Here is a 24,394-nt window from a genome sequence, read left to right as displayed (position 1 = left end):
GAACTTTGGGAGAGAGGTGCTCGCCATGTCCAATTCATCGCAACTCAAATTGTTTAGCCGGCTAGCTCTGGCTGCCGCCGCAGGCCTTGTTTTCGCCCACCACGCCGTGGCGGCCGACAAGACGCTGACCGTCTACACCTATGAGAGCTTCATCACCGAATGGGGACCCGGCGCCAAGGTCGCGGAAGCCTTCGAGAAGACCTGCGAATGCAAGGTCAACTATGTCGGCGTCGCCGATGGCGTCGAGCTCTTGACCCGCCTGAAGCTCGAAGGCGAGGCCTCGAAGGCCGATATCGTGCTCGGTCTCGACACCAACCTTGTCGCCGAAGCCAAGGCCACGGGTTTCTTCGCGCGGCACGGCATCGAAGCAACCGGCCTGACGGTGCCCGGCAACTTTTCCGACGACACCTTCCTGCCCTATGACTACGGCCATTTCGCCGTCGTCTATGACACCGAGACGCTGAAGACGCCGCCGAAGAGCCTGAAGGAACTGGTCGAAGGCGACGCATCGCAGAAGATCGTCATCGAGGATCCGCGCACTTCGACGCCGGGCCTCGGCCTCCTGCTCTGGGTCAAGGCGGTCTATGGCGACGAGGCGGGCGCTGCCTGGGCGAAACTGAAGGACCGCGTGCTGACGGTCACCCCCGGCTGGTCGGAAGCCTACGGCCTCTTCACCAAGGGCGAGGCGCCGATGGTGCTTTCCTACACCACGTCGCCCGCCTACCACATGGTCGCCGAGAACAGCGAGCGCTATCAGGCGGCCGCCTTTTCCGAAGGGCATTACATCCAGATCGAAGTCGCCGGCATGACCAGGAATGCCGGGGAACCGGAACTGGCAAAGCAGTTCCTCGCCTTCATGACCGGTCCGGACTTCCAGTCGATCATCCCGACGACCAACTGGATGATGCCGGTCGCAGCGACCAAGGAGCCGCTGCCGGACGCCTTCAACAGGCTGGTCAAGCCGGAAAACACCTTCCTGCTGCCGTCGGAAGAGGTCGCGAAGAACCGCAAGGCCTGGATCGACGAATGGCTCGCCGCCATGAGCAAGAACTGAGGCCGGATTGTTCGCACTGCGCGAAAACCGCATGACAGTGGTCGCCGGGGCAGTCTGCCTCGGCACCTTCGTGCTTTTCGTCGGCCTTGCGATCGTTGCTCTCTTGAGCCAGACGGGCGGCGCGAGCGACGATGCGCTGTTCGACGCCTATATCTGGCGCGTCACCCGCTTCACGCTGCTGCAGGCGACCCTCTCGACGCTACTGTCGGTGCTCTTTGCCATCCCCGTCGCCCGGTCGCTGGCGCGACGGCCGCAATTCCAGGGCCGCATCTGGCTGTTGCGGTTGATGGCGCTGCCGCTCGGCCTGCCCGTGCTGGTCGGCGCGCTCGGGCTGATCGAGATCTGGGGGCGCCAGGGCTTCCTCAATTCCGGCCTGCGCTGGCTCGGTCTTGAGCAACCCGTCAGCATCTACGGCCTGTTCGGCATCCTCATCGCCCATGTCTTCTTCAACATGCCGCTAGCCACACGCCTGTTTCTGGCCGGGCTCGAGCGTATTCCCGCCGAATACTGGCGAAGCGCCGCCAATCTCGGCATGCCGTCCCACGCGCTCTTCCGCTTCATCGAATGGCCGGTCCTGCGCGGCCTCCTGCCCGGCGCGGCAGGCCTCGTCTTCATGCTCTGCGCCACCAGCTTCACCCTGGTGCTGACGCTTGGCGGCGGACCTGCGGCCAGCACCATCGAGGTGGCGATCTACCAGGCGCTGCGCTTCGATTTCGATCCGCCGCGCGCCATCGCGCTGTCGGCCCTGCAGATCGCCATGACCGGCCTGCTGCTGCTCCTGCTGCGTCACCTGGCGACCGAGCCGGAAGAGGGCATGACCGGTGGTCGCACCGTGCGCCGCTTCGACGGCGCGTCAAGCATCGCGCGCCTCGGTGATGGCGCCTGGATCACCCTTGCTTTTCTGTTCCTCGTCGCGCCGCTCCTCGCCGTCGCCTTCTCCGGCCTCGAGGCCGATCTGCTGAAGCTCGCCCGCGATCCGGCAGTGCACCGGGCGCTGCTGACGAGTGCGGCGATCGCGCTTGCCTCGGCGCTCGCCTCCGTCACCATGGCAGCCGTGATGATCCGGGCGGCAGCGACGGTCGCCGCGCCACGCCGAGCCACGTCGCTCGCCCGCGGCTTTGCCGGCGCCATCGCCGCCAGCACCTCGCTGATCCTGCTGGTGCCGCCGGTGGTGCTTGGCGCGGGTTGGTTCCTGCTTCTGCGTCCGCTCGGCGATGTCGCGCGCTTTGCGCCTGCCATCGTCGTTGCGATCAACGCCCTGATGGCGCTGCCCTTCGTCCATCGCATCCTCGCGCCGGCGATGGCGACCCACGCGGCACGGACCGAACGACTGACGGCGAGCCTTGGCATCCGCGGCGTTCATCGCCTGCGATGGATCGACGTTCCGGCGCTGCGCAAGCCCCTGCTGATGGCGCTTTCCTTTGCCATGGCGCTGTCGCTCGGCGACCTCGGCGCCGTCGCACTCTTCGGCAGCCAAGACATGGTGACACTACCCTGGCTGCTCTATAGCCGCATGGGCAGCTACCGCACCGCCGATGCCGCCGGCCTCGCCCTTTTCCTCGGGCTTCTCTGCCTGATCTTTACCATCCTCGGCACGGCGGAAAACGACCGCCGGCGGGAAGGACGCAAAGCATGAGCCATCCTGTCCCTGCAATCGAGTTGCGCGGTGTCGAGGTCCGTTTCGAAACGGCCACGCTCAACTTCGACTGCACCATCGCCGCCGGCGGCATCGTCGCCGTCGCCGGCGCCTCCGGGTCCGGCAAATCGACGCTGCTCCACCTCATTGCCGGATTTGAGGATCCCGATCGCGGCGAGATCCGCATTCTCGGCGAGAACGTCGCCGACCGGGCACCGTCGGAGCGACCGGTCTCGATGATCTTCCAGGACAACAATCTCTTTGCGCATCTCGACGTCGCGACCAATATCGGCCTCGGCATCGACCCGGCGCTTCGGCTGAGCGCAATCGACCGCCAGAGGATCGAAGACGCACTCCGTCGCGTCGGGCTTGAAGGCTTCGGAAAACGGCTGCCGCCGACCCTTTCCGGCGGCGAGCGCCAGCGCGTTGCGCTCGCCCGCGCGCTCGTGCGAAACCGACCGCTGCTCTTGCTCGACGAGCCCTTCGCAGCGCTTGATCCCGGCATGCGCGCCGGCATGCGCACGCTCCTGCGCGAGCTGCACGAAGAGGAGGGCAACACGATCCTGATGATCACGCACCATCCCGAAGACGTGAAGGCACTGGCCGATAGCGTGCTTTTTCTCGACCGGGGGCGTATCATTGCCAACGACGCCCTCGACCGCTTTCTGGAGCGGCGGGACAATGCGGCGATCGACCGCTTTCTCGGTAATGCTTGAGGCTACGGGCCGGATTCTCGGCGCCTTCGGCCGATTGCCACAATTTGACCGCGGCGCCATGCGACGCGCGAAATATCCGGCAGGGCGCGAATATTCGCGCATCCGTTGCCGTGATACCACGGGGCAACTATTTCTACCTCGACAAACTAGGCAGGTGGCGCTGAAATCAGATACAGCAAGACCAGGACCGAGAGGTCGCGGTAGGGCAACGCTGCCGCGCTAAAAAAGTAGGACTTTCAACGCTGTCGCTCCATTTTCCCGCAACATGCGGGCGGGGCGGCGGACGGGAAACGGGCTGAGGCATGGAGACGCATACAGTCACACACGACCGGTTCCCGCCGAAGGGCGGACGGCTGCGTGGACGCGCCGTGGTTGCGCTGCTTGCGACCACGCTTCTCTCCGCATGCCAATCCGTGATCGAACAGACCTACGAGCCGACCGTCTCGCCCTCGTCCAATCCGCAGATCGTCGAGGAAGTCCAGAAGAACGACCCCCGGGCGCAGCTCGGCGCCCGCGAGCATCCGCGTATCGTCGCAAGCTACGGGGGAGAGTACAAGGACGCCAAGACCGAACGCCTGGTCGCGCGCATCACCGGCGCGCTGACGGCGGTCTCCGAGAACCCGCAGCAGTCCTACCGCATCACCATCCTGAACTCGCCAGCGATCAACGCCTTCGCGCTGCCCGGTGGCTATCTCTATGTCACCCGCGGCCTGCTGGCCCTTGCCAACGATGCCTCCGAGGTGGCTGCGGTGCTCTCGCACGAGATGGCCCACGTCACCGCCAACCACGGCATTGAGCGCCAGCAGCGCGAGGAAGCGGAAGTGATCGCCAGCCGGGTTGTCTCCGAGGTCCTGTCCTCCGACATCGCCGGCAAGCAGGCGCTCGCCCGCGGCAAGCTGAGGCTCGCGGCCTTCTCCCGCAACCAGGAGCTCCAGGCCGACGTGATCGGCGTGCGCATGCTAGGCGAAGCCGGCTACGACCCCTATGCCGCGGCGCGCTTCCTCGATTCGATGGCCGCCTATAGCCGCTTTACGGCCGTCGACCCCGAATCCGACCAGAGCCTCGACTTCCTGTCGAGCCATCCGAACGCGCCGCAGCGCGTCGACCTCGCGCGCCGGCACGCCCGCGCCTTCGGTCCGGAAGGCACCAGCGGCGATCGCGGCCGCGACTACTATCTCGCCGGCATCGATGGCCTGCTCTACGGCGACAGCCCGCAGGAAGGCTATGTGCGCGGCCAGACCTTCCTGCACGGCCAACTCGGCATCCGCTTCGACGTACCCGCCGGCTTCCAGATCGACAACAAAGCGGAAGCGGTTCTGGCGACCGGCGCCGGCGACATTGCCGTGCGCTTCGACGGCGTCGCCGACACGGGCGGCCGAAGCCTGACGGACTATATCGCCAGTGGCTGGGTCACCGGCCTGAAGCCGGACACGATCAGGCCGATCAGCGTCAACGGCCTGGAGGCCGCAACCGCGCGCGCCTCGGCCGACCGCTGGGATTTCGACGTGACCGTCATCCGCATCGACACGCGGATCTACCGCTTCCTCACCGCCGTACCCAAGGGCTCGAACGCGCTTGAGCCGACCGCAAATCAGCTCCGCAGCTCGTTCCGCCGCATGACGCCTGCGGAAACGCAATCGCTGAAGCCGCTGCGGATCCGGGTGGTGACGGTCAGGTCCGGCGACACGATCGCCACATTGTCGGCCCGCATGATGGGAACGGACCGCAAGCTCGACCTCTTCCGGGTCATCAACGCGATGCAGGTCAGCTCGACGGTGAAGCCGGGCGACAAGGTGAAAATCGTTTCCGAATAGGCTGGCGGCAAAGGCCGTTTGCGAGCAGTCGATCGCGCAGGCGAAAAGGCCCGCGCCTACGCCGGGCAGGCGCGTCTCCGAATGCCTGTGCCCTCACCGATGGAGGCACCCGGCATCCGATCGCCACAGCGACGACGGTACAGGCTTTGCGCGGCGCAGACCGCAATCCTGCGCACGAACCACGCGAGGCGCAAAGGATCAATGAATGCCCGCGGTCAGCGCCGGCGCTCTCGTCGCGAGCGCCGCCCGGAGCTTTTCCAGCGCCCGGGTCTCGATCTGCCGGACGCGCTCCTTGGAAATACCGAGATCGAGGCCGAGCTCTTCGAGCGTGGCCCCCTCTTCGGTAAGCCGCCGGGCGCGGATGATGCGCATCTCGCGCTCCGTCAGTGCACCCAGCGCATCGCGGAGCCACACGCGGGCCCGTTCGCCATCGATCATGTCGCTTACCTGCTCGTCTGGCAATGGCGCATCGCTGGCGAGGAAATCCAGCCTTTCGCCGCCGTCGGAATCGCTGCCGCCGACCGGCGCCTGCAGCGAGGTATCGCTTCCGGAAAGCCGTGCATCCATCGTTTGCACATCGGCGATGCTGACGCCGAGGGCGGCGGCGATCTCCTCATGCATAGCCTGCGATGTAAGCTGCCTGTCCCCCTGGGCGAGCCGGGCGCGAAGGCGCCGGAGGTTGAAGAACAGGGCCTTTTGCGCCGAACTCGTGCCGCCGCGAACGATCGACCAGTTGCGCAGGACATAGTCCTGCATCGACGCCCGGATCCACCAGGTGGCGTAGGTCGAGAAGCGAACCTCGCGGCTCGGCTCGAAACGGGCAGCCGCCTCCAGAAGGCCGATATGGCCTTCCTGCACGAGATCGCCCATCGGCAGTCCGAAGTTGCGAAACTTTGCCGCCATCGAAATCACCAGGCGCATGTGCGACATGGCGATCTTGTTGCGGGCTTCCTGATCGTTGTCGTTTCGCCAGGCCTGGGCCAGCTTATGCTCCTCGTCGCGCTCGAGATAGGGCGCCTCCATGGCGATCTTGATCATCCGCCGGTCTGCAGTGAGAGTCTTCATCGATCACTCCGTGACTGGCGCCCGGGCGCCATTGCGCGTGAAGTCCAAATGGCCGGACGGATGAGGGGTCCGGCAGCAGGGGCGTCTCGCGCCGCGACATCGAAACTTGAAGAAACGACGCGGCGCCCTAACTTCGAAGTCACGAACCTGAACGGTGACGGATCACAGAACCAAGATCGCCCGGCGCGAAAGCGGCGCATTTCTGCCGGCTAATAGAAATGCGCCCGAACGGCAAAAGTTCCATGCGATCAAAGAAAAAGCCCGGCGCGATGGCCGGGCTTTTTGGTAGTCTCAGTACAATCGGACAGCTTATGCGGCTTCGTCCTGAGCGTCGTCTTCGTCGATTGCCTTGCCGCGCTTCGGACCCTTGCTGAGATTGGTCTCGACGAGGCGAACAGCTTCGGTTTCCGACATTTTGTTGACGGCAGCGATCTCGCGCGCCATGCGGTCGAGGGCAGCTTCATAGAGCTGGCGTTCGGAATAGGACTGTTCCGGCTGGTTTTCGGCGCGGTAGAGATCGCGCACGACTTCCGCGATGGAAATCAGGTCGCCGGAATTGATCTTGGCATCGTATTCCTGGGCGCGGCGCGACCACATGGTGCGCTTCACGCGAGCCTTGCCCTGCACAACCTTCAACGCGCGGTCGACGAAATCGGTTTCGGAGAGCTTGCGCATGCCGATGCTGACGGCCTTGGCCACCGGCACTTTCAGGCGCATCTTGTCCTTCTCGAAATCGATGACAAAAAGCTCAAGCTTCATGCCGGCGACTTCCTGCTCTTCGATCGCCACGATCTGGCCAACGCCGTGGGCCGGATAGACGATCGATTCACCGGTCTTGAAGCCCTGGCGTGTCGAAGATTTTTTCTGCTGGGTCGTCATTCGTTTCAAAAACTCCCTGTTTCGCGCCGGCCATTCTGGCCGGGGCCGGGTCAGTGAGGCCCGGGATAGACGGGGATACCGCCGGGTGGGTACATCCTGGTCCGTCCAAGGAATGCAAACAGCCTCATGAAATGCGGTCACAACAGAGCAACGCCATGTTGCGTACTAGGAAGAAACCGCGTTTTGGAGATCGTTTGCTTTCGTGATGGTTTTCGGGCGCGCAAAAACACCCTCTGTGGATCAGTAGAAGGAACCTATCACAAAAAACTGCCGAAATCAATAATTTGCTGCATGGCAGCCATCAAGCCACCATTCTCGCAACTGCGAGCGCAGTGCGTGTTTTCCCCAAGTTTGGCGCTCGGGGTCGCTTTCGCTGCGTCAGCGCCGGCGAACGGTCGGAGCCGTTCCGCCTCAGTCGCCCTGACCGGGTTCCGTCGAGAAGAACTTCTCGTACTTGCCTTCGACGCCATCCATCTCCTTGGCTTCCGGCATCGGGTCGCGCTTGACCGTGATGTTCGGCCACTTGGAGGCGAAATCAGCGTTCAGTTTCAGCCACATATCAAGGCCCGGCTCGGTATCCGGCTTGATCGCCTCGGCAGGACATTCCGGCTCGCAAACGCCACAGTCGATGCACTCGTCGGGATGGATGACGAGGAAATTTTCGCCTTCGTAGAAGCAGTCCACGGGGCAGACTTCGACACAGTCGGTATACTTGCAGCGAATGCAATTGTCGGTCACGACATACGTCATGAGGTACTCCAGCCAATGCTCACGTTTGATGGCAAACGGCAATCAATGGTGATGCTCGTCGTCTGCCGCATGCTAGGAATGTCCGGCGCGCATAGCTGCCGAAGCAACCCCGATGCACCCAACGTGGGTCTGTCAGGTAAAGGCTTTATGGACCCTTTGCAAGAATATTCAATGCGCGAAAAGGCGCAGCAAAGGCAGAGTTTTCTAAAGCATGGCGCACAAAAGTGGAGAGCGGTTTTGCGGGTAAGCCCAGCGAAAAAACAAACGCCTCAGGCACAAAGAGCGGATCTGAAAGATCGCGGCGCGCTTCAGTCCTCGCGCCGATCGAAATCGGGTTTTAGCCGATCGGTCTCCCGGCGCTCCTTCTTCGTCGGCCGTCCAGCCCCGCGGTCGCGCGTGGCGAGATCGTAGGCCGACAATCTCTCTTTCGGCTGCTCCGGCGTGAGATCGTCGTAAAGCAGCCGCGCTTCCTCGTAGGGACCACGCCGGTCGCCCGGTCCAAGGACCCGCACGATCAGGTCGCGCCGGTCCAATGAAAGCGCCAGAACGTCGCCCGCCTTCACCTGAAACGAAGACTGCGTCACGCGCTGGTCGTTGACCGCGACGCGACCATCCTCGATCGCCTTTTGCGCAAGCGATCGGGATTTGATCAGCCGCGTGAAAAACAGCCACTTGTCGAGACGCTGGCGCGATGCCGGGTTGGACGCTGGCTGTTTTTCCATGACCTGCCTTACTTCTTCATCTGCTCCTTGAGCGCAGCGAGCTTGGCGAAGGGCGAATCCGGATCCACCGGCTTTTCGCGGCGCGGCGGACGCGCCTCGAACTTGCCCTGGCCGGGCTTGCCGCCGCGGTCGTGACGATCGTGACGATCACCGCGATCCTGGCGCGGCCCGCCTTCCGGCTTGCCGCCGTCATGGCGTTTGCCGCGGGCCTGCTGACCGCCCTTGCGACCGGTATCGCGACCTTCGTCACGACCCTGTCCCTGACCTTGCCCATGGCGCTGGCCGCCGCGACGCTGGTCGCCCTGATGGCGACCGCCACCCTGGCGCTGATTGTCCTGGCGGGTGCCCGGACGCCACAGCAGAACCGGCTTGGCTTCGACCGGCTCGCCAGTCTCGGTCACCTGCGCTTCGGCGGGCTGCGCATCGCCTGCGACGGCGGCTTCGCCTTCGGCCTGCTCGACCTCGGCAGCAGGCGCCTCGACGGTTGCAGTCTCGGCTTCCGCCGCGCTGTCACCGGCATCGGCATCATCAATGGAGGCCACCGGCTCGGAAGCGGCGGCGGCAACGGCTGCGGCACCATCCTGGCCGGCGAGGAAGGCCTGGGCCTCCTCGGCCTTGACGCTGTCAGCCCGGTAGCCGAGGCCCTTCAGGATCTCTTCCATATCGTCGGGGGTCGCACCGAGGATCGACAGCATCGATGTCGTCGCGGTGAAGCGGCGACCGTCATAGGCGCCTTCCGGGCGCGGCTGCGCGCCGGGCTTCCACTGCAACAGCGGCCGGATAAGGTCGGCGAGGCGCTCGAGGATATCGATGCGCACCGCACGCTTTCCGAGGAAACGGAAGCCGGCGAGCTTGTAGAAGGTCCGCTCGAAGGATGGATCGGTGACAACAGAGGTGCGGCCGGCGGCGAGCATCGGAATGAGGTCGCCATAACCGGGCTTGTCGAGACCGTCATTCTTCAGCGCCCAGAGAAGCGTGATGAGTTCGGCCGGAGCCGGCTTCAGGAGCGCCGGCAGGAAGATGTGATAGGCGCCGAAGCGAACGCCGTATTTGCGGATCGAGGCGCGACCGTCCTGGTCGAGCGACTTGACGTCGTCGGCGACATCGCGACGGAAGAGCACGCCGAGGTTCTCGACGAGCTGGAAGGCGAGGCCCTTGGCCAAGCCTTCGAGGTCCTCGGCGCGCGAGATATCGTCGAGCGGCTTCAGAACCGTACCGATGTGATGGTTCACGAAACGCTCGATGCGCGCGACCACGTGCTCGCGGGCGTTCGCCTGCAATTGGTCGTCGGCAAGCAGGATGACACGCGGGCGCATGACGTGATCGCTGGCCGAAAGCCGCGCCACGGGATCGCCGAGCCAACGCACGAGACCGTCCGACGAAAGCGCCAGGTCGTTGTTGCCGGAAGCATGCAGCCGTGCGGCCCGCGCCTCGAACTCGAGCGCCAGCGCCTTCTGGGCAGCACCCTGCACGGCCTTGGCATCCGGGCCGTCGCCGCCGGTCGCCAGCGTAAACCGGAAACCGGTTAGTTGTCCCACGTGGTGTCCTTCGACGAAGACATCACCATTCACACTGATTTCAGCTTCCAGCATAGCATTCTCTCTCAGGCGCTTCATGAGCACAGATGTCCTGCGATCAACAAAGCGTTTCGTCAACCGTTCATGTAGTGCGTCGGATAATCGATCTTCAATTTCCCGCGTCTTTTCTTGCCAGTGTGTCGGATCGGCCAGCCATCCCGGCCGGTTCGACACATAAGTCCATGTCCTGATCTGCGCGATTCGCGCCGAAAGTGTGTCGATCTCGCCATCCGTATGATCGGCGCGCCGAACCTGTTCGGCCATGAAGTCCTCGTTTACGGTGCCACGGCGGACGAGATCCGCGTAGATCGTCGAGATCAGGTCGGCATGTTGAGCCGGTGTAATGCGCCGATAGTCCGGCAGCGCGCAGGCTTCCCACAGTTTTTCCACCCGCTCGGAATTGGTGGTGATGTCGACGACCTCCGGGTAGCGGGTCAAATGTTCGAACGCCTGCTGGTCTACCGCAGGTAGCGCCCGGGCAAGGCCCGGAACCGTCGGCCCCGCATCGAGACTCTTCTTCAGCGCCGCAATCGAGGAATAATCGAACGCCTTCGAGCGCCACTGCAGAACCCTTACCGGATCGAACTCGTGCGCCTCGATGCGGTGGACGAGCTCGTTGTCGAAGGGGTCGACACGCCCCGTCACGCCAAAGGTGCCGTCGCGCAGATGGCGGCCGGCACGGCCGGCAATCTGCGCCAGTTCGGCCGGGTTGAGGTTGCGGAACTGGTAGCCGTCGAACTTGCGGTCCTGCGCGAAGGCGACATGGTCGACATCGAGGTTGAGGCCCATGCCGATCGCATCGGTCGCGACCAGGTATTCGACGTCGCCTTCCTGGTAGAGCGCCACCTGCGCATTGCGCGTGCGCGGCGAAAGGGCGCCGAGGACGACGGCCGCACCGCCGCGCTGGCGGCGGATCAGTTCGGCGATCGCATAGACCTCGTCGGCCGAGAAGGCGACGATTGCCGAGCGATGCGGCAGGCGGGTGATCTTCTTCGAGCCGGCATAGAGCAGTTGCGACATGCGCGGCCGCTCGACAACGGTGATGCCGGGCAACAGCTGCTCAAGGATCGGCCGCATCGTCCCGGCACCGAGCAGCAGCGTCTCGCCGCGACCGCGCAGATGCAGGATCCGGTCGGTGAAGATGTGCCCGCGCTCGAGGTCGCCGGCAAGCTGCACCTCGTCGATCGCGACGAAGGACGCCGTCGTCTCGCGCGGCATCGCCTCGACGGTGCAGACCGAGTAGCGGGCGCGATGCGGGGTGATCTTCTCCTCGCCGGTGATCAGCGCGACGTTGTGATGGCCGACCTTTTCGACAAGGCGCGTGTAGACCTCGCGCGCGAGCAGCCGCAGCGGCAGGCCGATGACGCCACTGTCGTGCGCGATCATGCGCTCGATCGCGTAGTGCGTCTTGCCGGTATTGGTGGGCCCGAGCACCGCAGTTACGCCGCGGCCGCTCAGGATCATGGGGTGAACGGACACGTCATCGATCCCGGGCATTCAGAAATTACGGCAGCGTCATTTGAACGCTGGCGGCAAACACATGCCCACGCACCGAGCCAAACGCAAGGGGCGCAGACAACTAAAACTTCTCGGCGGCGCTCTCAATCCCTTGCACCACCTGTTGTGGTTGGCACGATCGGGATTCGGAACAGCCGTGGAACGAATCGGCGACGAATCGAAGACTCGCTGCGATTCACTGTATGTTCACGACTACATATAGATTTCAACACCGAAGGTGGCACCACATGCTGAATCCGGTGGTGAATCCGCACAGAGCGCCCCGGAAGCCGCATCAACAGCGACGGTTTTGTCGGCGGATAACCCCAAGGATTCGGAATCCAAGACTCTGGAAAGCCTGGAAAATTTTTAACGATTTTCGTCAGGGATTCACCTGATGAAGAGAATGAGAATCGCACTCCGGCGCCGCGACCAATGCGGGAACATGCGGCGGCGACTCGCAGGCCGAGCGTGATTCCAGCTTTGTTCTCCACAAGATATAGTGTCTACGCCGCAATCCGGAAACGGAGGCGCCAGCGCAACTTCAGGATTTCGTGCAGGAGCCGCGCGCCGCTCCACACATGAAAACGGCGCCTCGAAAGGCGCCGTCCGCAAGCGTTTTGCGCACCTGATGCTCAGACGAAAAACTGTCCGCCATTGGCCGAAATCGTGGAACCGGTGATGAAGCCGGCGTCGTCGGACGCGAGGAACACCACGCAACGCGCGATTTCCTCCGGCTCGCCGAGCCGGCCGACCGGGATCTGCGGGATGATGCGCTCGTTGAGCACCTTCTCCGGCACCGCCCGCACCATCTCCGTGCCGATGTAACCCGGGCAGATGGCGTTGACCGTGATGCCCTTGGCGGCCCCTTCCTGGGCAAGCGCCTTGGTGAAGCCGAGATCGCCGGCCTTGGCCGCCGAATAGTTGGCCTGGCCCATCTGGCCCTTCTGGCCGTTGATCGACGAGATGTTGATGACGCGGCCGAAGCCGCGGTCGCGCATGGCCGACCACAGCGGATGCGTCATGTTGAAGAGACCGGTCAGGTTGGTGCCGATCACCTCGCCCCACTGCTCCGGCGTCATCTTGTGAAACATCGCGTCGCGGGTGATGCCGGCATTGTTGACGAGCACCTCGACCGGTCCGAGATCCGCCTCGACCTTGGCGATGCCTTCGGCACAGGCCTGGTAGCTGGAGACGTCCCACTTGTAGACCGGGATGCCGGTTTCCTGCTTGAAGGCCTGCGCCTTCTCGTCATTGCCGGCATAGTTGGCAGCCACCCTGTAGCCGGCATTCTTGAGTGCGATGGAAATTGCAGCACCAATGCCGCGCGACCCACCCGTGACCAATGCTACCCTGCTCATATGCGCCTCCCACTTGATCAGTTCAGTTTTTCGAATGCCTTCTTCATCAGCTTTTCGCCGACCTGTTGTCCGTAGAGCCCGGCGGCCGTTTGAAACTGCGGCGTCGCAAGCGCGGACAGAGCCACCTCGCACTTCGTCAGAGCGAGATCCATCATCACTGTGGAGAGTTGGTCCAGCGACACCTTCAGCGCGTCGTTGTCATCTCTCAAGGCCGCGACCATCACGTCCTTGAAAACGCTCTCCTCGTCGGAAGTCGTATTTTCCAGCATGCACTGAGCCAGCCGCACCTCGTCGAGAGGTGCGGGATTGGCATGCGCGGAAACGATCGGCGAACCGGCCAGAAGCAGGGAAAACGGAACCCATCTGGCGCTGTTCATGCCGCCAGACCGATCAGAGCCGTTCGACGCACATGGCGACGCCCATGCCGCCGCCGATGCAAAGCGTTGCGAGCCCCTTGGAAACGCCCCGGCGCTTCATCTCGAAGAGCAGCGTGTTGAGCACGCGGGCGCCGGAGGCGCCGATCGGGTGGCCGATGGCGATCGCGCCGCCGTTGACGTTGACGATCGACGGATCCCAGCCGAGATCCTTGTTGACGGCGCAGGCCTGGGCGGCGAAGGCCTCGTTGGCTTCCACCAGTTCGACGTCGCCGATCGCCCAGCCGGCTCTTGCCAGCGCCTTTCGCGATGCCGGGATCGGGCCAGTGCCCATGACCTGCGGATCGACGCCGGCGGTTGCCCAGGACACGATGCGGGCGAGCGGCTGGATGCCGCGCTTGGAGGCCTGTGCCTCGGTCATCAGCAGCGTTGCGGCGGCGCCGTCATTGAGGCCGGAGGCGTTGCCGGCGGTGACCGTGCCTTCCTTGTCGAAGGCGGGACGCAGCTTGGTCATCTGGTCGAGCGTTGCACCGTGGCGGATATATTCGTCCTGGTCGACGGTGACGTCGCCCTTGCGGCCCTTGACGATGAAGGGAATGATCTCGTCGACGAAGCGCCCGGCCTTCTGTGCTGCCTCGGCCTTGTTCTGCGAGGCAAGCGCAAACGCATCCTGCTCCTCGCGGCTGAGCTGCCACTGGCGGGCGACATTTTCGGCGGTGATGCCCATGTGATAGCCGTAGAAGGCGTCGGTCAGGCCGTCCTTGATCATCGTGTCGATCATCTTGAAGTCGCCCATCTTCACGCCGCCGCGAAGATGCGAGCAATGCGGCGCCATCGACATGGATTCCATGCCGCCGGCGACGATGATTTCAGCATCACCGGTTGCAATCTGCTGCATGCCGAGCGCGACGGCACGAAGACCCGAGCCGCAGAGCTGGTTCATGCCCCAGGCGGTCTTTTCCTGAGGAACGCCGGCTTTCATGGCCGCCTGGCGCGCCGGGTTCTGGCCTTCGCCGGCCTGCAGCACCTGGCCGAGGATAACCTCGTCGACCTCGCCTGCTTCGACGCCTGCGCGCTCGAGCACGCCCTTGATGACGGCGGCGCCCAGTTCGTGCGCCGGCGTGTTGCCAAAGGCACCGTTGAAGGATCCGACCGCGGTGCGGCCGGCGCTGGCGATCACGATGGAGGGATTGCTCATGGGACGTTTCCTCAGTTTTTCGTGCCTAATGCAGGCAGACTGGCAAAGCGCGCGACGCAAGTCAAACGCCTTGATGCAGTGCCACAAAAGCGTCACCTGAGACGCAACCGCAAGATTTCGCACTTGCGTCGCCGCAACGCACAAAGACATTGTCAGCGGCGCTCTTTTGCGGATACTCTGAAAAACGCAATAAAGACGGGATGATGGGGGAGAGGAGACCCTGATGGCGAAGCACGAAGGCCAGATCGTTATCAAGAAATATGCGAACCGGCGGCTCTACAACACCGGGACCAGCACCTATGTCACGCTCGACGACCTGGCCGTGATGGTGAAGAAGGGCGAAGACTTCGTCGTTCAGGATGCGAAATCCGGCGAGGACATCACCCATTCCGTGCTGACGCAGATCATCTTCGAGCAGGAATCCAAGACCGGCAACACGCTGCTGCCGATCTCCTTCCTGCGCCAGCTGATCTCCTTCTATGGCGACCAGATGCAGATGGTCGTGCCGAGCTATCTCGAGCACTCGATGCAGGCTTTCACCGAGCAGCAATCGCAGATGCGCGAACAGATCAACAAGGCCTTCGGCGACACGCCGCTCGGCAAGAATCTGCAGGTTCCGCTGCAACTTGTCGAAGAGCAGGTACGCCGCAACACCGAGATGTTCCATCAGGCGATGCAGATGTTTTCGCCCTTCATCACCGCCCCGCCGGTGAAGGAAACCAAGAAGGCCGAGGCGAAGGATATCGACGAACTGAAGGAGCAGCTGCGCGCGCTCCAGACCAAGCTCGACAATCTCGGCTGAGCAGGGCCACCAGGCAGGGAGAATGGCTTCCTGCCTTCACCTCACCTGAAACAGCGATCGCGGAAATCGGGGCGACGCGCCCCGAACCGTCTGCCCCTAGAGGCCGATAGACACGTCCCGGCCGGCCGAGCGCATCGACACGGCAAAGCCGGCGATGACGTCGATGAAGCTGATGGTCATCAGGATGAAGAAGAGCTGGGTTGCCGCCGGCGCCAAAAGCAGGAACTCGATCAGGAAGACGATGAACAGGATCATCGACAGCAGATGGTCCATCAGCGCGCGGCTGCTCGTGCGCGTCGCCTTCAACAGTTCGACGAAGAGCAGCAGCAGGGCGCCGACGATCAGAAGGTCGCCGAAGCGCATCGTCCATGTGGCGCCTGACAGCATGGAGAGCGACACCATATCGGCGTTCAGGCCGGCGAGGCCGCCAAACATTCCGATCATCGCGAGATTGTAGATGGCAAAAGGCAGGATCAGCAGCGGTATGGCAGCAAGCATCGGAACTCCTTGACCACGTCATGCCGTGTCTTCGCATGAGGTTCCAGCGATAGCATGGCGCCCCAGCAAGATCATGTCAGATGCAAAACAAAAGGGCCGGCAGAGCCAGCCCTTTGTAAATCGTCCACGAATGGAAACGCTTATGCGTTTTCCTTCGGGGTCAGAACCTGACGGCCGCGATACATGCCGGTCTTCAGGTCGATGTGGTGCGGGCGACGCAGTTCGCCGGAGTTCTTGTCTTCGACGTAGGTCGGGGTCTTCAGAGCGTCAGCCGAACGGCGCATGCCACGCTTGGACGGGCTCGTTTTTCTTTTAGGTACAGCCATTTCATTCTCCACTTATCGGGCAAACACTGTTCAGCAGCCGAAATGGCCGTGTCAAACAGATGTCAATCACGGAAATTTGGCGCGCTTATACATGGCCAACTGCTGTTTGACCAGTCCCCACGGCCAATTTTTCGACTCGACCTTTTCAGACCTCGTCTTCAGCAACGACCCAGGGCTCGGCGCGGGCGGCCTCTTCCCATTTGAGGAAAGCCGGATGTGCCTTCATGCGCTTCATGTAACCGAGCGTTTCTGGATCCGCAACGAGATCATAGGCGTCGAAGCGGTTGACCACAGGAGCGTACATCGCATCGGCCGCGCTGAAGGCGCCGAAGAGGAGCGGGCCGCCGGATCGGGCGAGCGCCTCCTTCCAGATCTCTTCGATACGGGCGACGTCGGCGCGAACGTCCGCAGTCACGTCGAGTGCCTTTTTCGGACGGCGAATGTTCATCGGGCAGGCGCCACGCAGCGCCCGAAAGCCCGAGAGCATTTCCATCGAATAGCTGCGCGCCCGGGCGCGGGCCTGACGGTCCGCCGGCCACAGACCGGCATCGGGAAAGAGCTCGGAGACGTATTCGATGATCGCAAGCGACTCCCACACGAGCAGGTCGCCATGGCGCAGCAGCGGCACCTTCCCGGTCGGCGAGATCGCCCGAATCTCCGGGTTGCCGGCGGCGAAATCGAACGGAATGACCACGTCCGTAAAATCGATGCCGGCGGCCGTCATCGCCATCCACGGCCGCATCGACCAGGACGAATAGTTCTTGTTGCCGACGTAAAGGGTAAGTCCGGTCATTTCTGTTCCTTGATGGCTGATTTCTCCGAGAAAACGATCAGTTCCTCGAAATGGTTCATGTCCTCGAAGGAACAGAAGGCCGGCGGATCGAGTTCGATCACCGGCGCCCGCTCCGTGAGGTAGGCAAGCTGTTCGTCCAGCATCCTCTGCCAGCGCGGCAGCGCCGCGTCGGCGAGCCAGTCGACGGGGTAAGCATAGGTGATGTGGAATGCGTAGTTTTCATGGTCCGGGTGGCGATAGCCGAAGGCGTCGGCGAAAGCATCGCGCCACGCCCTGAGGCACGCGCGATCGGCCGCACCGTCGCCTTCGAGCGCGAGGCCGGTCGGGGTGATCTCGGTCACCCGCGCCAGGAACGGCTGCAGCGGTGCAAAATGCTTCAGCCGTTCGCGGTAATGCTCGGTCATCGCGTCGATCGATGTGTCGAGCGGCATGTCAGCTGGCCAGTACGGGAGTTTGCGGCGATATTCGATGATACCCTGGAAGATCGTCATGTGCAGGCTGGAGGGCGCGGTAAAGGCGAATTGCCCCGCCTCGGGCATCGCCATCAATCGTTCGCGCACCGCAAGGACAGCCACCTCGGACGGCGTTCCGGCGGTAACGTGAGACACGACCGTGTTGCCCGGTTCCGGCAGGAAGCGGCCATCGGTGTTGTAGCGCGTTCGGAGATGTCGCGGCGGAGCATCGTTGGCGCTGCGGCCAAAGGCGAGAAGCGAAGGGGATACCAGGGTCATGGGAGCAATCGGGCCTTCCAGGTTGAGAGAGGCCCAGATGGCAGAACTCTACTACGCGAGCATGACATCGCCCGGCGAGCGCATCCAATGAAAAGGTCTGATCCTAGTTATAAAGGCAGGTGATGTAACCGCCGGAGCGGCTGGCGCGGCGTTCGATCAGGTTTGCAAGACGCTTGAGCCCACGGCCGGGTTTGCCGGCGTTGCGTTCCTTCGGATTGGGCAGGGACACCGCAAGCAAGGCTGCCTGACGCCGCGACAGCTTGGCCGCGGAAACGCCGAAATGATGGCGGGCGGCGGCCTCGATACCGTAGATCCCGTCGCCCCATTCGGCGACGTTCAGGTAGATCTCCATCATCCGACGCTTGCTCCAGACGAAATCGGCGGCCACCGCCAGAGGCAGTTCCATGCCCTTGCGCAGGAACGAACGGCCGTTCCAGAGGTAGAGGTTCTTGACCGTCTGCATCGGAATGGTGCTGGCGCCGCGGGTCGATTCCCCTTCGAGCGCATCCTCGACGACACCGCGCATCTGCCCCCAGTCGACGCCGTCATGGGCGCAGAACTGGCCATCCTCCGACATCATCACCGACTGCACCAGGACCGGGGCGATGTTCTCGAATTCCACCCATTGCCGGTCATAGCCGCGCAGAAGCACGAGGTCGCGCAGCATCAGCGTCGAGACGGGGTGGATGAACTCGACGAGATAGAGAACGATGAGGACATAGGGCAGGGCGATGAGACCCAGGAGGGCCAGGACGATCTGGCGACGTCGCGTGCGCAATGTCCGGCGAAGCGAAGACCAGCGACTGGAAGGCACTTCGCCCTCCTCGCACGCTTCCGGAACGACGTTCGCGGCCTGACTGTTCACCTCGCTGTCCATCCGCTTCTCTTAGTGCATGCGCAGGCAGAGTTGAACGGGCTTTATGGCAAAAGGCAAGGCGCGCAGCAGGCTGTCCCAGGGAAAGCGCGCGGCTGCGACACGAATCCCCGTTGAAAGCCCTCTTCGCCCATGCCAAAGAGCGCGCATGAGCCAGGAACCATCGCCCTTTACCCGCCGCCTCGCCAGCAATACCCGCGCCGTCGGAGCTCTGCTCGAGCGTCTGCTCGGCTCGACGATGGAAGAGGGCGAGATCGCCCGGCCGGCAAACCTGCTCGCCGCCATGCGGCACGGCGTGCTGAACGGCGGCAAGCGCTTGCGGCCCTTCCTGGTGATCGAATGCGCCGATCTGCTCGGCGGCGACGGCGATGCCGCCTTGCGCGTCGGCGCAGCACTCGAATGCGTGCATTGCTATTCGCTCGTCCATGACGACCTTCCGGCCATGGACGACGACGATATGCGCCGCGGCCAGCCGACCGTGCACAAGGCCTTCGACGAGGCGACGGCGATCCTCGCCGGCGACAGCCTGCTGACCTTCGCTTTCGACATTATCGCTGCTCCCGAGACATCGCTTTCGGATGCGCAGAAGGTGGAGCTGGTTCTGGCCCTTGGACGCGCTGCCGGTCACGGCGGCATGGCCGGCGGACAGGCGCTCGATCTGGCCGCGGAAAAGTCGGCCCCCGACGAGGCCGGGATCGTCACGCTGCAGGCGATGAAAACGGGCGCGCTCATCCGTTTCGCCTGCGAGGCCGGCGCCATCGTCGCCGGCGCCTCAAAGGACGATCGCGCGCAGCTTCGCGCCTTCGGCGAAAAGATCGGCCTCGCCTTCCAGCTCGCCGACGACCTGCTCGACCTGACCGCCGACGCTGAGACCATGGGCAAGGCCACCGGCAAGGACGCCGCCCGCGGCAAGGGCACGCTCGTCGCACTGCGTGGCCAGGCTTGGGCAGAAGAACGACTGGAGCAGCTGGTCGCGGAAGCCGAAGCGCTGCTTGCGCCCTATGGCGAGCGCTCGGCCATTCTCGTCGAAACCGCCCGCTTCATCGCCAACCGCAGGAGCTAGATCCATGAGCAAATACTGGTCCCCGATCGTCTCCGCACTGAAGCCCTATGTGCCGGGCGAACAGCCGCGCATCGAAAACCTGGTGAAGCTCAACACCAACGAATGCCCCTACGGCCCTTCTGAAAAGGTGCTCGACGCGGTCCGCGCGGCCGCGAGCGATGACCTGAGGCTCTATCCCGACCCGCTGGCGCTGAAGCTTCGCGAGGCGATTGCCGCACGCGTTGGGGTCACGGCAGCCGAAGTCTTCGTCGGCAATGGCTCCGACGAGGTGCTGGCGCACATCTTCGCTGGCTTGCTCAAGCACGATGCGCCGCTGCTCTACCCGGATATCTCCTACAGCTTCTATTCGACCTATGCGCGGCTCTTCGAGATCGACACGGTCGAGGTGCCGCTCAACAATCGCTTCGAGATCGATCTCGCCGATTACGACCGGCCCTGCGGCGCGATCATCCTGCCGAACCCCAACGCTCCGACCGGCATCGCTTTGCCGCTCGCCGCCATCGAACGCCTGGTCGCAAGCCATCCGGACCAGCCCGTCGTCATCGACGAGGCCTATGTCGATTTCGGCGGCCAGTCGGCGGCAGAACTGGTTTCGAAATACGAGAACCTGCTGGTCGTCCAGACCTTCTCCAAGTCGCGTGCGCTTGCGGGCTTGCGCGTCGGCTTCGCCATCGGCCAGCGGCCGCTGATCGAGGCGCTGGAACGGGTGAAGGACAGCTTCAACTCCTATCCGCTCGGCCGCCCGGCCCAGGCCGGCGCCATTGCCGCGATCGAGGACGAGGCCTGGTTCGAGGAGACGCGGACAAAAATCATCGCGTCGCGCGAGCGCCTCACCATGGACCTCACCAGGCGTGGCTTCGAGGTTCTGCCATCAGGGGCCAATTTCGTCTTTGCCCGCCATCCCGGCCATAGCGGCGAAACGCTGATGAAGGCGCTCCGCGAGCGCGCCGTGCTGGTGCGCCATTTCGCCAAGCCGCGCATTTCCGATTTCCTGCGCATCACCATCGGCACCGATCAGGAATGCGCGCGGCTGACCGAAGCGCTCGACGAGATCCTCTGAGATCTTGTCTCGGTGACATTTCGCCGTTTCAAACGGGCGACGAACTGATCTAGCCTCCGGCGACCGAGCCGGAGCTTTTCTCGCATGTTCGACCCGACGCCCTATCTGCCGCAGCTTCTCGTCGCCTGGACCGCCTATCTGATCGCCACCGCCTCCCCGGGGCCGGCGATCCTTGCCATTATTACCACCTCGGTCAGCCAGGGACGCAAGGCGGGCCTGTCGCTTGCCCTCGGCGTACTGACGGGAAGTTATACCTGGGCGATGCTGACGGCCTCCGGCCTCTCGGCGCTGATCCGCGCCTATGGCCATGCGATCATCGTCCTGAAGATCGCCGGCGCCTGTTACCTCTTCTGGCTCGCCTACAATGCGCTGCGCGCCGCCATGCGCAGCGACAGAAGCGCGATCGTGGCGACGGCGAAGGTGCAGACCTCTCTGAAGCGGCTCTATCTCAAGGGCCTCGGTATCCACCTGACCAACCCCAAGGCGATCTTTTCCTGGATCATGCTGGTTTCGCTCGGCATGCCCGCGGGCGCGCCGGTCGGCGTTACCGCCGTCTTCATCGGCGGCTGCATGATGCTCGGCCTGATGACCTTCTGTGGCTTTGCGATCGTCTTCTCGCTGACGCCGGTGCACCGCGCCTATCTGAAGTCCCGGCGCTGGATCGAAAGCCTGATGGCCGGCTTCTTCGCCTTTGCCGGCTTCAAGCTGCTGACGTCGCGGCTTTAGATTCGAGACCGTCCGGCGTCGGACGGCCCCTTCAGCGAAACCGATTACTCGGCGGCCGCCTGGCCGCGGCCGTAGCGCTTCTCGATATAGTCGGAAACCAGCGTCTCGAAGTCACCGGCAATGTTCGGCCCACGAAGGGTCATCGCCTTCTCGCCGTCGATGAAGACGGGAGCGGCCGGCATTTCGCCGGTGCCCGGCAAGGAGATGCCGATATCGGCATGTTTGCTTTCGCCGGGGCCGTTGACGATGCAGCCCATGACCGCGACCTTCAGGCCCTCGACGCCGGGATACTTCTCGCGCCAGACCGGCATGTTGCGGCGGATGTCGTCCTGGATCTTCTGGGCGAGCTCCTGGAACACGGTCGATGTGGTGCGGCCACAGCCGGGACAGGCGGCAACAACAGGAATGAACTGGCGGAAGCCCATGACCTGTAGCAGTTCCTGGGCCACCTGCACCTCGCGGGTGCGGTCGCCGCCGGGCTCGGGCGTCAGCGAGATGCGGATCGTGTCGCCGATGCCCTGCTGCATCAGGATGCCGAGCGAAGCGGAGGAGGCGACGATGCCCTTGGTGCCCATGCCGGCTTCGGTAAGGCCGAGATGCAGCGCATGGTCGGAGCGGGCCGACAACATGGCGTAGACGGCGATCAGGTCCTGGACGCCGGAAACCTTGGCCGAGAGGATGATGCGATTGCGTGCCAGACCAATCTCTTCGGCAAGATCCGCCGAGAGCAGCGCCGACTGCACGATCGTTTCGCGCGTCACCTGCTGGGCGGTCAGCGGAAAGCCGTTCGCCTGGTTTTCGTCCATCAGCCGCGTCAGCAGTTCCTGGTCGAGCGACCCCCAGTTGACGCCGATGCGCACCGGCTTGTCGTAGCGGATCGCCATCTCGATGATCTCGGCGAACTGCTTGTCCTTCTTGTCCTTGAAGCCGACATTGCCCGGATTGATGCGGTATTTCGCCAGCGCCTCGGCGCAGGCCGGGTGGTCGGCCAGGAGCTTGTGGCCGATGTAGTGGAAGTCGCCGACGAGCGGCACGTCGAGACCAAGGCGCTCGAGCCGCTCGCGGATCTTCGGCACGGCGGCGGCACTTTCGTCGCGGTCGACGGTGATGCGCACCAGTTCCGAGCCGGCCTTGTGCAGGGCCGCCACCTGGGCCACGGTCCCATCGATATCGGCCGTGTCGGTGTTGGTCATCGACTGGACCACGACCGGCGCGCCGCCCCCGACGATGACGCCGCCGACATCGACGGCAACAGAGGCGCGGCGGGGCTGCGGATCGAAATCGAAGGCGGAAGACATGAAGGCCTCTTCGTGGGTCACTGAGCCGGGCGAGGATGCGGGGCGCAACCCGCATGGACTTTCCTCAACTCGCCCTGACCATTTGCCCATCAGGTGGATGAGGAAAGCCTGATTGTCAACGGCGACATCATGCCCTGACGGCGATTTGATGGCGGCCTCGGGCGTGAAGGCCCCTCATCCCGCTGCCGCGACCTTCTCCCCGCAGGCGGGGAGAAGGGACACGCCGAGCGCTCGTGGCTCTGTCCGCAACGTACGCTGAGTATGCGAGGAGGCTGGAGACCGCCCCGTATTTCCTTCTCCCTGCGAGCGGGGAGAGGGTGGCCGGCAGGCCGGATGAGGGGCATATGTACGGCACGCGCCCTCCGCGGCTCAGTGTCCCTTGGCGTGGTCCGCATGCGCCGCATGGTGCGACAGCAGGAGCACGACGATGAAGAGCACCGGCACCGAGGCAAAGATGATCGCAAAGCCCGTATGCTCGGCAACGAAGCCGATCAACGACGGTGCGAACAGCATGCCCGAGTAACCCATGAAGGTCGCGACCGAGAGGCCGATACCCGGCTGCAGGCCCGGCATGTTGCCGGCGGCCGAAAACGCGATCGGCACCATGTTGGAGATGCCGATGCCGGCGATCGCAAAGCCGAGGATGGCGATATAGGCATTGGGCGCCGTGCCCGCGATGACCATGCCGACGAGGGCGGTGACCGTGCAGATGCGCAGCGTCCTCCTGGCGCCGAAACGATCGCGCACGAAATCGCCGGCAAAACGCATGGTCGCCATGGTGGCGGAGAAGGCGGCAAAGCCGAAGCCGGAAAGCTCAATGGAGGCGCCAAGCTCGTTGCGCAGATAGAGCGCGCCCCAGTCGAGCACTGTGCCCTCGGGCACCATCGAGAACAGCGCCATGATGCCGATCAGCCAGGGAAGCGGGGTCATCGGCAGGCGCAGCTTCTCCTTGGCGGCGCCCGGATGCGGCTTGTCGGCCAGGATCATCGGCCAGGCGATCGCGATCAATACCAGGCAGATTGCCGTGACGACCAGCACATGCGGCAGCACGCCGAAGCGGGCCATGAGGAAGCCGCCGATACCGGCACCGATCAGACCGCCGAGGCTCCAATAGGCATGGCAGGACGACATGATCGCCCGGCGCATCGATTTTTCGACCTCGACCGCATTGGCGTTCATCGCGACGTCCATCGCGCCGGCAAAACCGCCGAGCAGGAACATGGCGATGGCCGCCGTCCAGACATCTGGCACAAGCGTCAAGAGCAGGAGCAACGGCGACAGGACGATGGCGGTGACCTTGACGACCTTCTGCGAACCCACACGGGCGATATACCCCCCGGCAATCGGCATCAGCACCAGTGAGCCGATACCGAACATCAGGATCAACAGGCCGAGCACGCTTTCGCTGATGCCGAGCCGGTCCTTGAATTCGGGGATCTTCGGCGCCCAGCTGCCGATGACGAAGCCGTTCAACAGGAAGAGCAGCGAAACCGCCAGCCGGTTGCGGGTCATGTAGCCCTGGCGGCCGGTCGCGGTGGGAGAACGTTGGTCCATGGTCTTGCCTCTGTGCCGGCTCGTCC

23 protein-coding genes are annotated in these 24,394 nt (G+C 63.7%); 8 read left to right on the top strand and 15 right to left on the bottom strand.

Translation table 11 applies throughout. The features are described from left to right. Positions 1-25: 25 nt before the first annotated feature. From thiB to C1A35_RS16740, 4 genes are all read left to right on the top strand, one after another. Positions 26-1,054 (top strand): thiamine ABC transporter substrate binding subunit, encoded by a 1,029-nt coding sequence (gene thiB / locus C1A35_RS16755; RefSeq protein ID WP_104665437.1) that lies wholly within the window; start codon positions 26-28, stop codon positions 1,052-1,054. 31 nt (positions 1,055-1,085) lie between these two features. Continuing rightward, the gene (thiP, locus tag C1A35_RS16750; protein WP_104665630.1) at positions 1,086-2,690 is read left to right on the top strand and encodes a thiamine/thiamine pyrophosphate ABC transporter permease ThiP; all 1,605 of its coding nucleotides are present in this window, start codon (positions 1,086-1,088) and stop codon (positions 2,688-2,690) included. Further along, on the top strand, positions 2,687-3,406 hold the full coding sequence (gene thiQ, locus C1A35_RS16745; RefSeq protein ID WP_104665436.1) for a thiamine ABC transporter ATP-binding protein: 720 nt from the start codon (positions 2,687-2,689) through the stop codon (positions 3,404-3,406). Before thiP ends, thiQ begins: the two co-directional genes overlap by 4 nt. 302 nt (positions 3,407-3,708) lie before the next feature. Then, complete coding sequence (locus tag C1A35_RS16740; RefSeq protein WP_104665435.1) at positions 3,709-5,220, top strand: M48 family metalloprotease; 1,512 nt, start codon at positions 3,709-3,711, stop codon at positions 5,218-5,220. A 198-nt stretch (positions 5,221-5,418) separates the two neighbouring features. Here C1A35_RS16740 and C1A35_RS16735 read toward each other — a convergent pair whose 3' ends face one another. The 8 genes from C1A35_RS16735 to C1A35_RS16700 all read right to left on the bottom strand — a co-directional run bounded on the left by C1A35_RS16735 (position 5,419) and on the right by C1A35_RS16700 (position 14,643). After that, complete coding sequence (locus tag C1A35_RS16735; RefSeq protein WP_104665434.1) at positions 5,419-6,285, bottom strand: RNA polymerase factor sigma-32; 867 nt, start codon at positions 6,283-6,285, stop codon at positions 5,419-5,421. 309 nt (positions 6,286-6,594) lie between these two features. Next, a complete protein-coding gene (locus C1A35_RS16730; RefSeq protein ID WP_077968346.1) occupies positions 6,595-7,164 on the bottom strand; it encodes a CarD family transcriptional regulator in 570 nt (189 codons plus the stop codon). Between the two features lie 411 nt (positions 7,165-7,575). Next, on the bottom strand, positions 7,576-7,914 hold the full coding sequence (gene fdxA / locus C1A35_RS16725; protein ID WP_034802896.1) for a ferredoxin FdxA: 339 nt from the start codon (positions 7,912-7,914) through the stop codon (positions 7,576-7,578). A 308-nt stretch (positions 7,915-8,222) separates the two neighbouring features. After that, positions 8,223-8,636 carry an RNA-binding S4 domain-containing protein gene (locus C1A35_RS16720; protein WP_104665433.1) on the bottom strand — a complete coding sequence of 138 codons (414 nt, stop codon included), beginning with the start codon at positions 8,634-8,636 and terminating at the stop codon, positions 8,223-8,225. A gap of 8 nt (positions 8,637-8,644) precedes the next feature. Then, positions 8,645-11,677, bottom strand: coding sequence for a helicase-related protein (locus C1A35_RS16715; RefSeq protein WP_199772966.1), 3,033 nt, complete (start codon positions 11,675-11,677; stop codon positions 8,645-8,647). A gap of 668 nt (positions 11,678-12,345) precedes the next feature. Further along, complete coding sequence (locus tag C1A35_RS16710; protein ID WP_104665431.1) at positions 12,346-13,071, bottom strand: beta-ketoacyl-ACP reductase; 726 nt, start codon at positions 13,069-13,071, stop codon at positions 12,346-12,348. Between the two features lie 17 nt (positions 13,072-13,088). After that, positions 13,089-13,448, bottom strand: a complete 360-nt coding sequence (locus C1A35_RS16705; protein WP_104665430.1) for a hypothetical protein — start codon at positions 13,446-13,448, stop codon at positions 13,089-13,091. A gap of 13 nt (positions 13,449-13,461) precedes the next feature. Next, entirely contained in the window at positions 13,462-14,643 is a 1,182-nt protein-coding gene (locus C1A35_RS16700; RefSeq protein WP_043622249.1) for an acetyl-CoA C-acetyltransferase, read from the bottom strand. Between the two features lie 223 nt (positions 14,644-14,866). Between C1A35_RS16700 and phaR the strand changes: the two genes are divergently transcribed. Next, positions 14,867-15,445, top strand: coding sequence for a polyhydroxyalkanoate synthesis repressor PhaR (gene phaR / locus C1A35_RS16695; protein ID WP_104665429.1), 579 nt, complete (start codon positions 14,867-14,869; stop codon positions 15,443-15,445). Between the two features lie 96 nt (positions 15,446-15,541). Here the strand turns inward: phaR and C1A35_RS16690 are convergent, their stop codons facing one another. The 5 genes from C1A35_RS16690 to mtgA form a co-directional block, all read right to left on the bottom strand. Continuing rightward, positions 15,542-15,943, bottom strand: coding sequence for a membrane protein (locus tag C1A35_RS16690; RefSeq protein WP_034802925.1), 402 nt, complete (start codon positions 15,941-15,943; stop codon positions 15,542-15,544). Positions 15,944-16,083: 140 nt separating this feature from the next. Then, positions 16,084-16,269, bottom strand: a complete 186-nt coding sequence (gene rpmF / locus C1A35_RS16685) for a 50S ribosomal protein L32 (RefSeq protein WP_057254881.1) — start codon at positions 16,267-16,269, stop codon at positions 16,084-16,086. Positions 16,270-16,414: 145 nt separating this feature from the next. Beyond that, positions 16,415-17,062 (bottom strand): glutathione S-transferase family protein, encoded by a 648-nt coding sequence (locus C1A35_RS16680; RefSeq protein WP_104665428.1) that lies wholly within the window; start codon positions 17,060-17,062, stop codon positions 16,415-16,417. Next, positions 17,059-17,793 carry a DUF1868 domain-containing protein gene (locus C1A35_RS16675; RefSeq protein WP_104665427.1) on the bottom strand — a complete coding sequence of 245 codons (735 nt, stop codon included), beginning with the start codon at positions 17,791-17,793 and terminating at the stop codon, positions 17,059-17,061. Before C1A35_RS16675 ends, C1A35_RS16680 begins: the two co-directional genes overlap by 4 nt. 103 nt (positions 17,794-17,896) lie before the next feature. Further along, a complete protein-coding gene (gene mtgA / locus C1A35_RS16670) occupies positions 17,897-18,670 on the bottom strand; it encodes a monofunctional biosynthetic peptidoglycan transglycosylase (protein ID WP_104665426.1) in 774 nt (257 codons plus the stop codon). 145 nt (positions 18,671-18,815) lie between these two features. Between mtgA and C1A35_RS16665 the strand changes: the two genes are divergently transcribed. The 3 genes from C1A35_RS16665 to C1A35_RS16655 all read left to right on the top strand — a co-directional run bounded on the left by C1A35_RS16665 (position 18,816) and on the right by C1A35_RS16655 (position 21,516). After that, positions 18,816-19,730, top strand: a complete 915-nt coding sequence (locus C1A35_RS16665; protein ID WP_104665425.1) for a polyprenyl synthetase family protein — start codon at positions 18,816-18,818, stop codon at positions 19,728-19,730. 4 nt (positions 19,731-19,734) lie between these two features. Then, the gene (hisC, locus tag C1A35_RS16660) at positions 19,735-20,790 is read left to right on the top strand and encodes a histidinol-phosphate transaminase (protein WP_104665424.1); all 1,056 of its coding nucleotides are present in this window, start codon (positions 19,735-19,737) and stop codon (positions 20,788-20,790) included. Between the two features lie 84 nt (positions 20,791-20,874). After that, on the top strand, positions 20,875-21,516 hold the full coding sequence (locus C1A35_RS16655) for a LysE family translocator (protein WP_104665423.1): 642 nt from the start codon (positions 20,875-20,877) through the stop codon (positions 21,514-21,516). Positions 21,517-21,560: 44 nt separating this feature from the next. Here the strand turns inward: C1A35_RS16655 and ispG are convergent, their stop codons facing one another. Both ispG and C1A35_RS16645 read right to left on the bottom strand, forming a co-directional pair. Then, positions 21,561-22,814 carry a flavodoxin-dependent (E)-4-hydroxy-3-methylbut-2-enyl-diphosphate synthase gene (gene ispG / locus C1A35_RS16650; protein WP_104665422.1) on the bottom strand — a complete coding sequence of 418 codons (1,254 nt, stop codon included), beginning with the start codon at positions 22,812-22,814 and terminating at the stop codon, positions 21,561-21,563. Between the two features lie 369 nt (positions 22,815-23,183). Next, a complete protein-coding gene (locus C1A35_RS16645; RefSeq protein ID WP_199772959.1) occupies positions 23,184-24,368 on the bottom strand; it encodes an MFS transporter in 1,185 nt (394 codons plus the stop codon). Positions 24,369-24,394: the final 26 nt, after the last annotated feature.

The sequence above is a fragment of the Ensifer adhaerens genome, from assembly GCF_002940685.1.
GTDB lineage: Bacteria > Pseudomonadota > Alphaproteobacteria > Rhizobiales > Rhizobiaceae > Ensifer > Ensifer adhaerens_E.
The sequence above is the reverse complement of the archived record's forward strand: the minus strand, read 5'-3'. Positions and strand labels throughout refer to the sequence as shown.

What these genes read in the sequence shown, in the direction of transcription:
- thiB (WP_104665437.1), top strand. Translation starts at nt 26, where the DNA reads ATGTCCAATTCATCGCAACTCAAATTGTTTAGCCGGCTAGCTCTGGCT.
- thiP (WP_104665630.1), top strand. Translation starts at nt 1,086, where the DNA reads ATGACAGTGGTCGCCGGGGCAGTCTGCCTCGGCACCTTCGTGCTTTTC.
- thiQ (WP_104665436.1), top strand. Translation starts at nt 2,687, where the DNA reads ATGAGCCATCCTGTCCCTGCAATCGAGTTGCGCGGTGTCGAGGTCCGT.
- C1A35_RS16740 (WP_104665435.1), top strand. Translation starts at nt 3,709, where the DNA reads ATGGAGACGCATACAGTCACACACGACCGGTTCCCGCCGAAGGGCGGA.
- C1A35_RS16735 (WP_104665434.1), bottom strand. Translation starts at nt 6,285, where the DNA reads ATGAAGACTCTCACTGCAGACCGGCGGATGATCAAGATCGCCATGGAG.
- C1A35_RS16730 (WP_077968346.1), bottom strand. Translation starts at nt 7,164, where the DNA reads ATGACGACCCAGCAGAAAAAATCTTCGACACGCCAGGGCTTCAAGACC.
- fdxA (WP_034802896.1), bottom strand. Translation starts at nt 7,914, where the DNA reads ATGACGTATGTCGTGACCGACAATTGCATTCGCTGCAAGTATACCGAC.
- C1A35_RS16720 (WP_104665433.1), bottom strand. Translation starts at nt 8,636, where the DNA reads ATGGAAAAACAGCCAGCGTCCAACCCGGCATCGCGCCAGCGTCTCGAC.
- C1A35_RS16715 (WP_199772966.1), bottom strand. Translation starts at nt 11,677, where the DNA reads ATGATCCTGAGCGGCCGCGGCGTAACTGCGGTGCTCGGGCCCACCAAT.
- C1A35_RS16710 (WP_104665431.1), bottom strand. Translation starts at nt 13,071, where the DNA reads ATGAGCAGGGTAGCATTGGTCACGGGTGGGTCGCGCGGCATTGGTGCT.
- C1A35_RS16705 (WP_104665430.1), bottom strand. Translation starts at nt 13,448, where the DNA reads ATGAACAGCGCCAGATGGGTTCCGTTTTCCCTGCTTCTGGCCGGTTCG.
- C1A35_RS16700 (WP_043622249.1), bottom strand. Translation starts at nt 14,643, where the DNA reads ATGAGCAATCCCTCCATCGTGATCGCCAGCGCCGGCCGCACCGCGGTC.
- phaR (WP_104665429.1), top strand. Translation starts at nt 14,867, where the DNA reads ATGGCGAAGCACGAAGGCCAGATCGTTATCAAGAAATATGCGAACCGG.
- C1A35_RS16690 (WP_034802925.1), bottom strand. Translation starts at nt 15,943, where the DNA reads ATGCTTGCTGCCATACCGCTGCTGATCCTGCCTTTTGCCATCTACAAT.
- rpmF (WP_057254881.1), bottom strand. Translation starts at nt 16,269, where the DNA reads ATGGCTGTACCTAAAAGAAAAACGAGCCCGTCCAAGCGTGGCATGCGC.
- C1A35_RS16680 (WP_104665428.1), bottom strand. Translation starts at nt 17,062, where the DNA reads ATGACCGGACTTACCCTTTACGTCGGCAACAAGAACTATTCGTCCTGG.
- C1A35_RS16675 (WP_104665427.1), bottom strand. Translation starts at nt 17,793, where the DNA reads ATGACCCTGGTATCCCCTTCGCTTCTCGCCTTTGGCCGCAGCGCCAAC.
- mtgA (WP_104665426.1), bottom strand. Translation starts at nt 18,670, where the DNA reads ATGGACAGCGAGGTGAACAGTCAGGCCGCGAACGTCGTTCCGGAAGCG.
- C1A35_RS16665 (WP_104665425.1), top strand. Translation starts at nt 18,816, where the DNA reads ATGAGCCAGGAACCATCGCCCTTTACCCGCCGCCTCGCCAGCAATACC.
- hisC (WP_104665424.1), top strand. Translation starts at nt 19,735, where the DNA reads ATGAGCAAATACTGGTCCCCGATCGTCTCCGCACTGAAGCCCTATGTG.
- C1A35_RS16655 (WP_104665423.1), top strand. Translation starts at nt 20,875, where the DNA reads ATGTTCGACCCGACGCCCTATCTGCCGCAGCTTCTCGTCGCCTGGACC.
- ispG (WP_104665422.1), bottom strand. Translation starts at nt 22,814, where the DNA reads ATGTCTTCCGCCTTCGATTTCGATCCGCAGCCCCGCCGCGCCTCTGTT.
- C1A35_RS16645 (WP_199772959.1), bottom strand. Translation starts at nt 24,368, where the DNA reads ATGGACCAACGTTCTCCCACCGCGACCGGCCGCCAGGGCTACATGACC.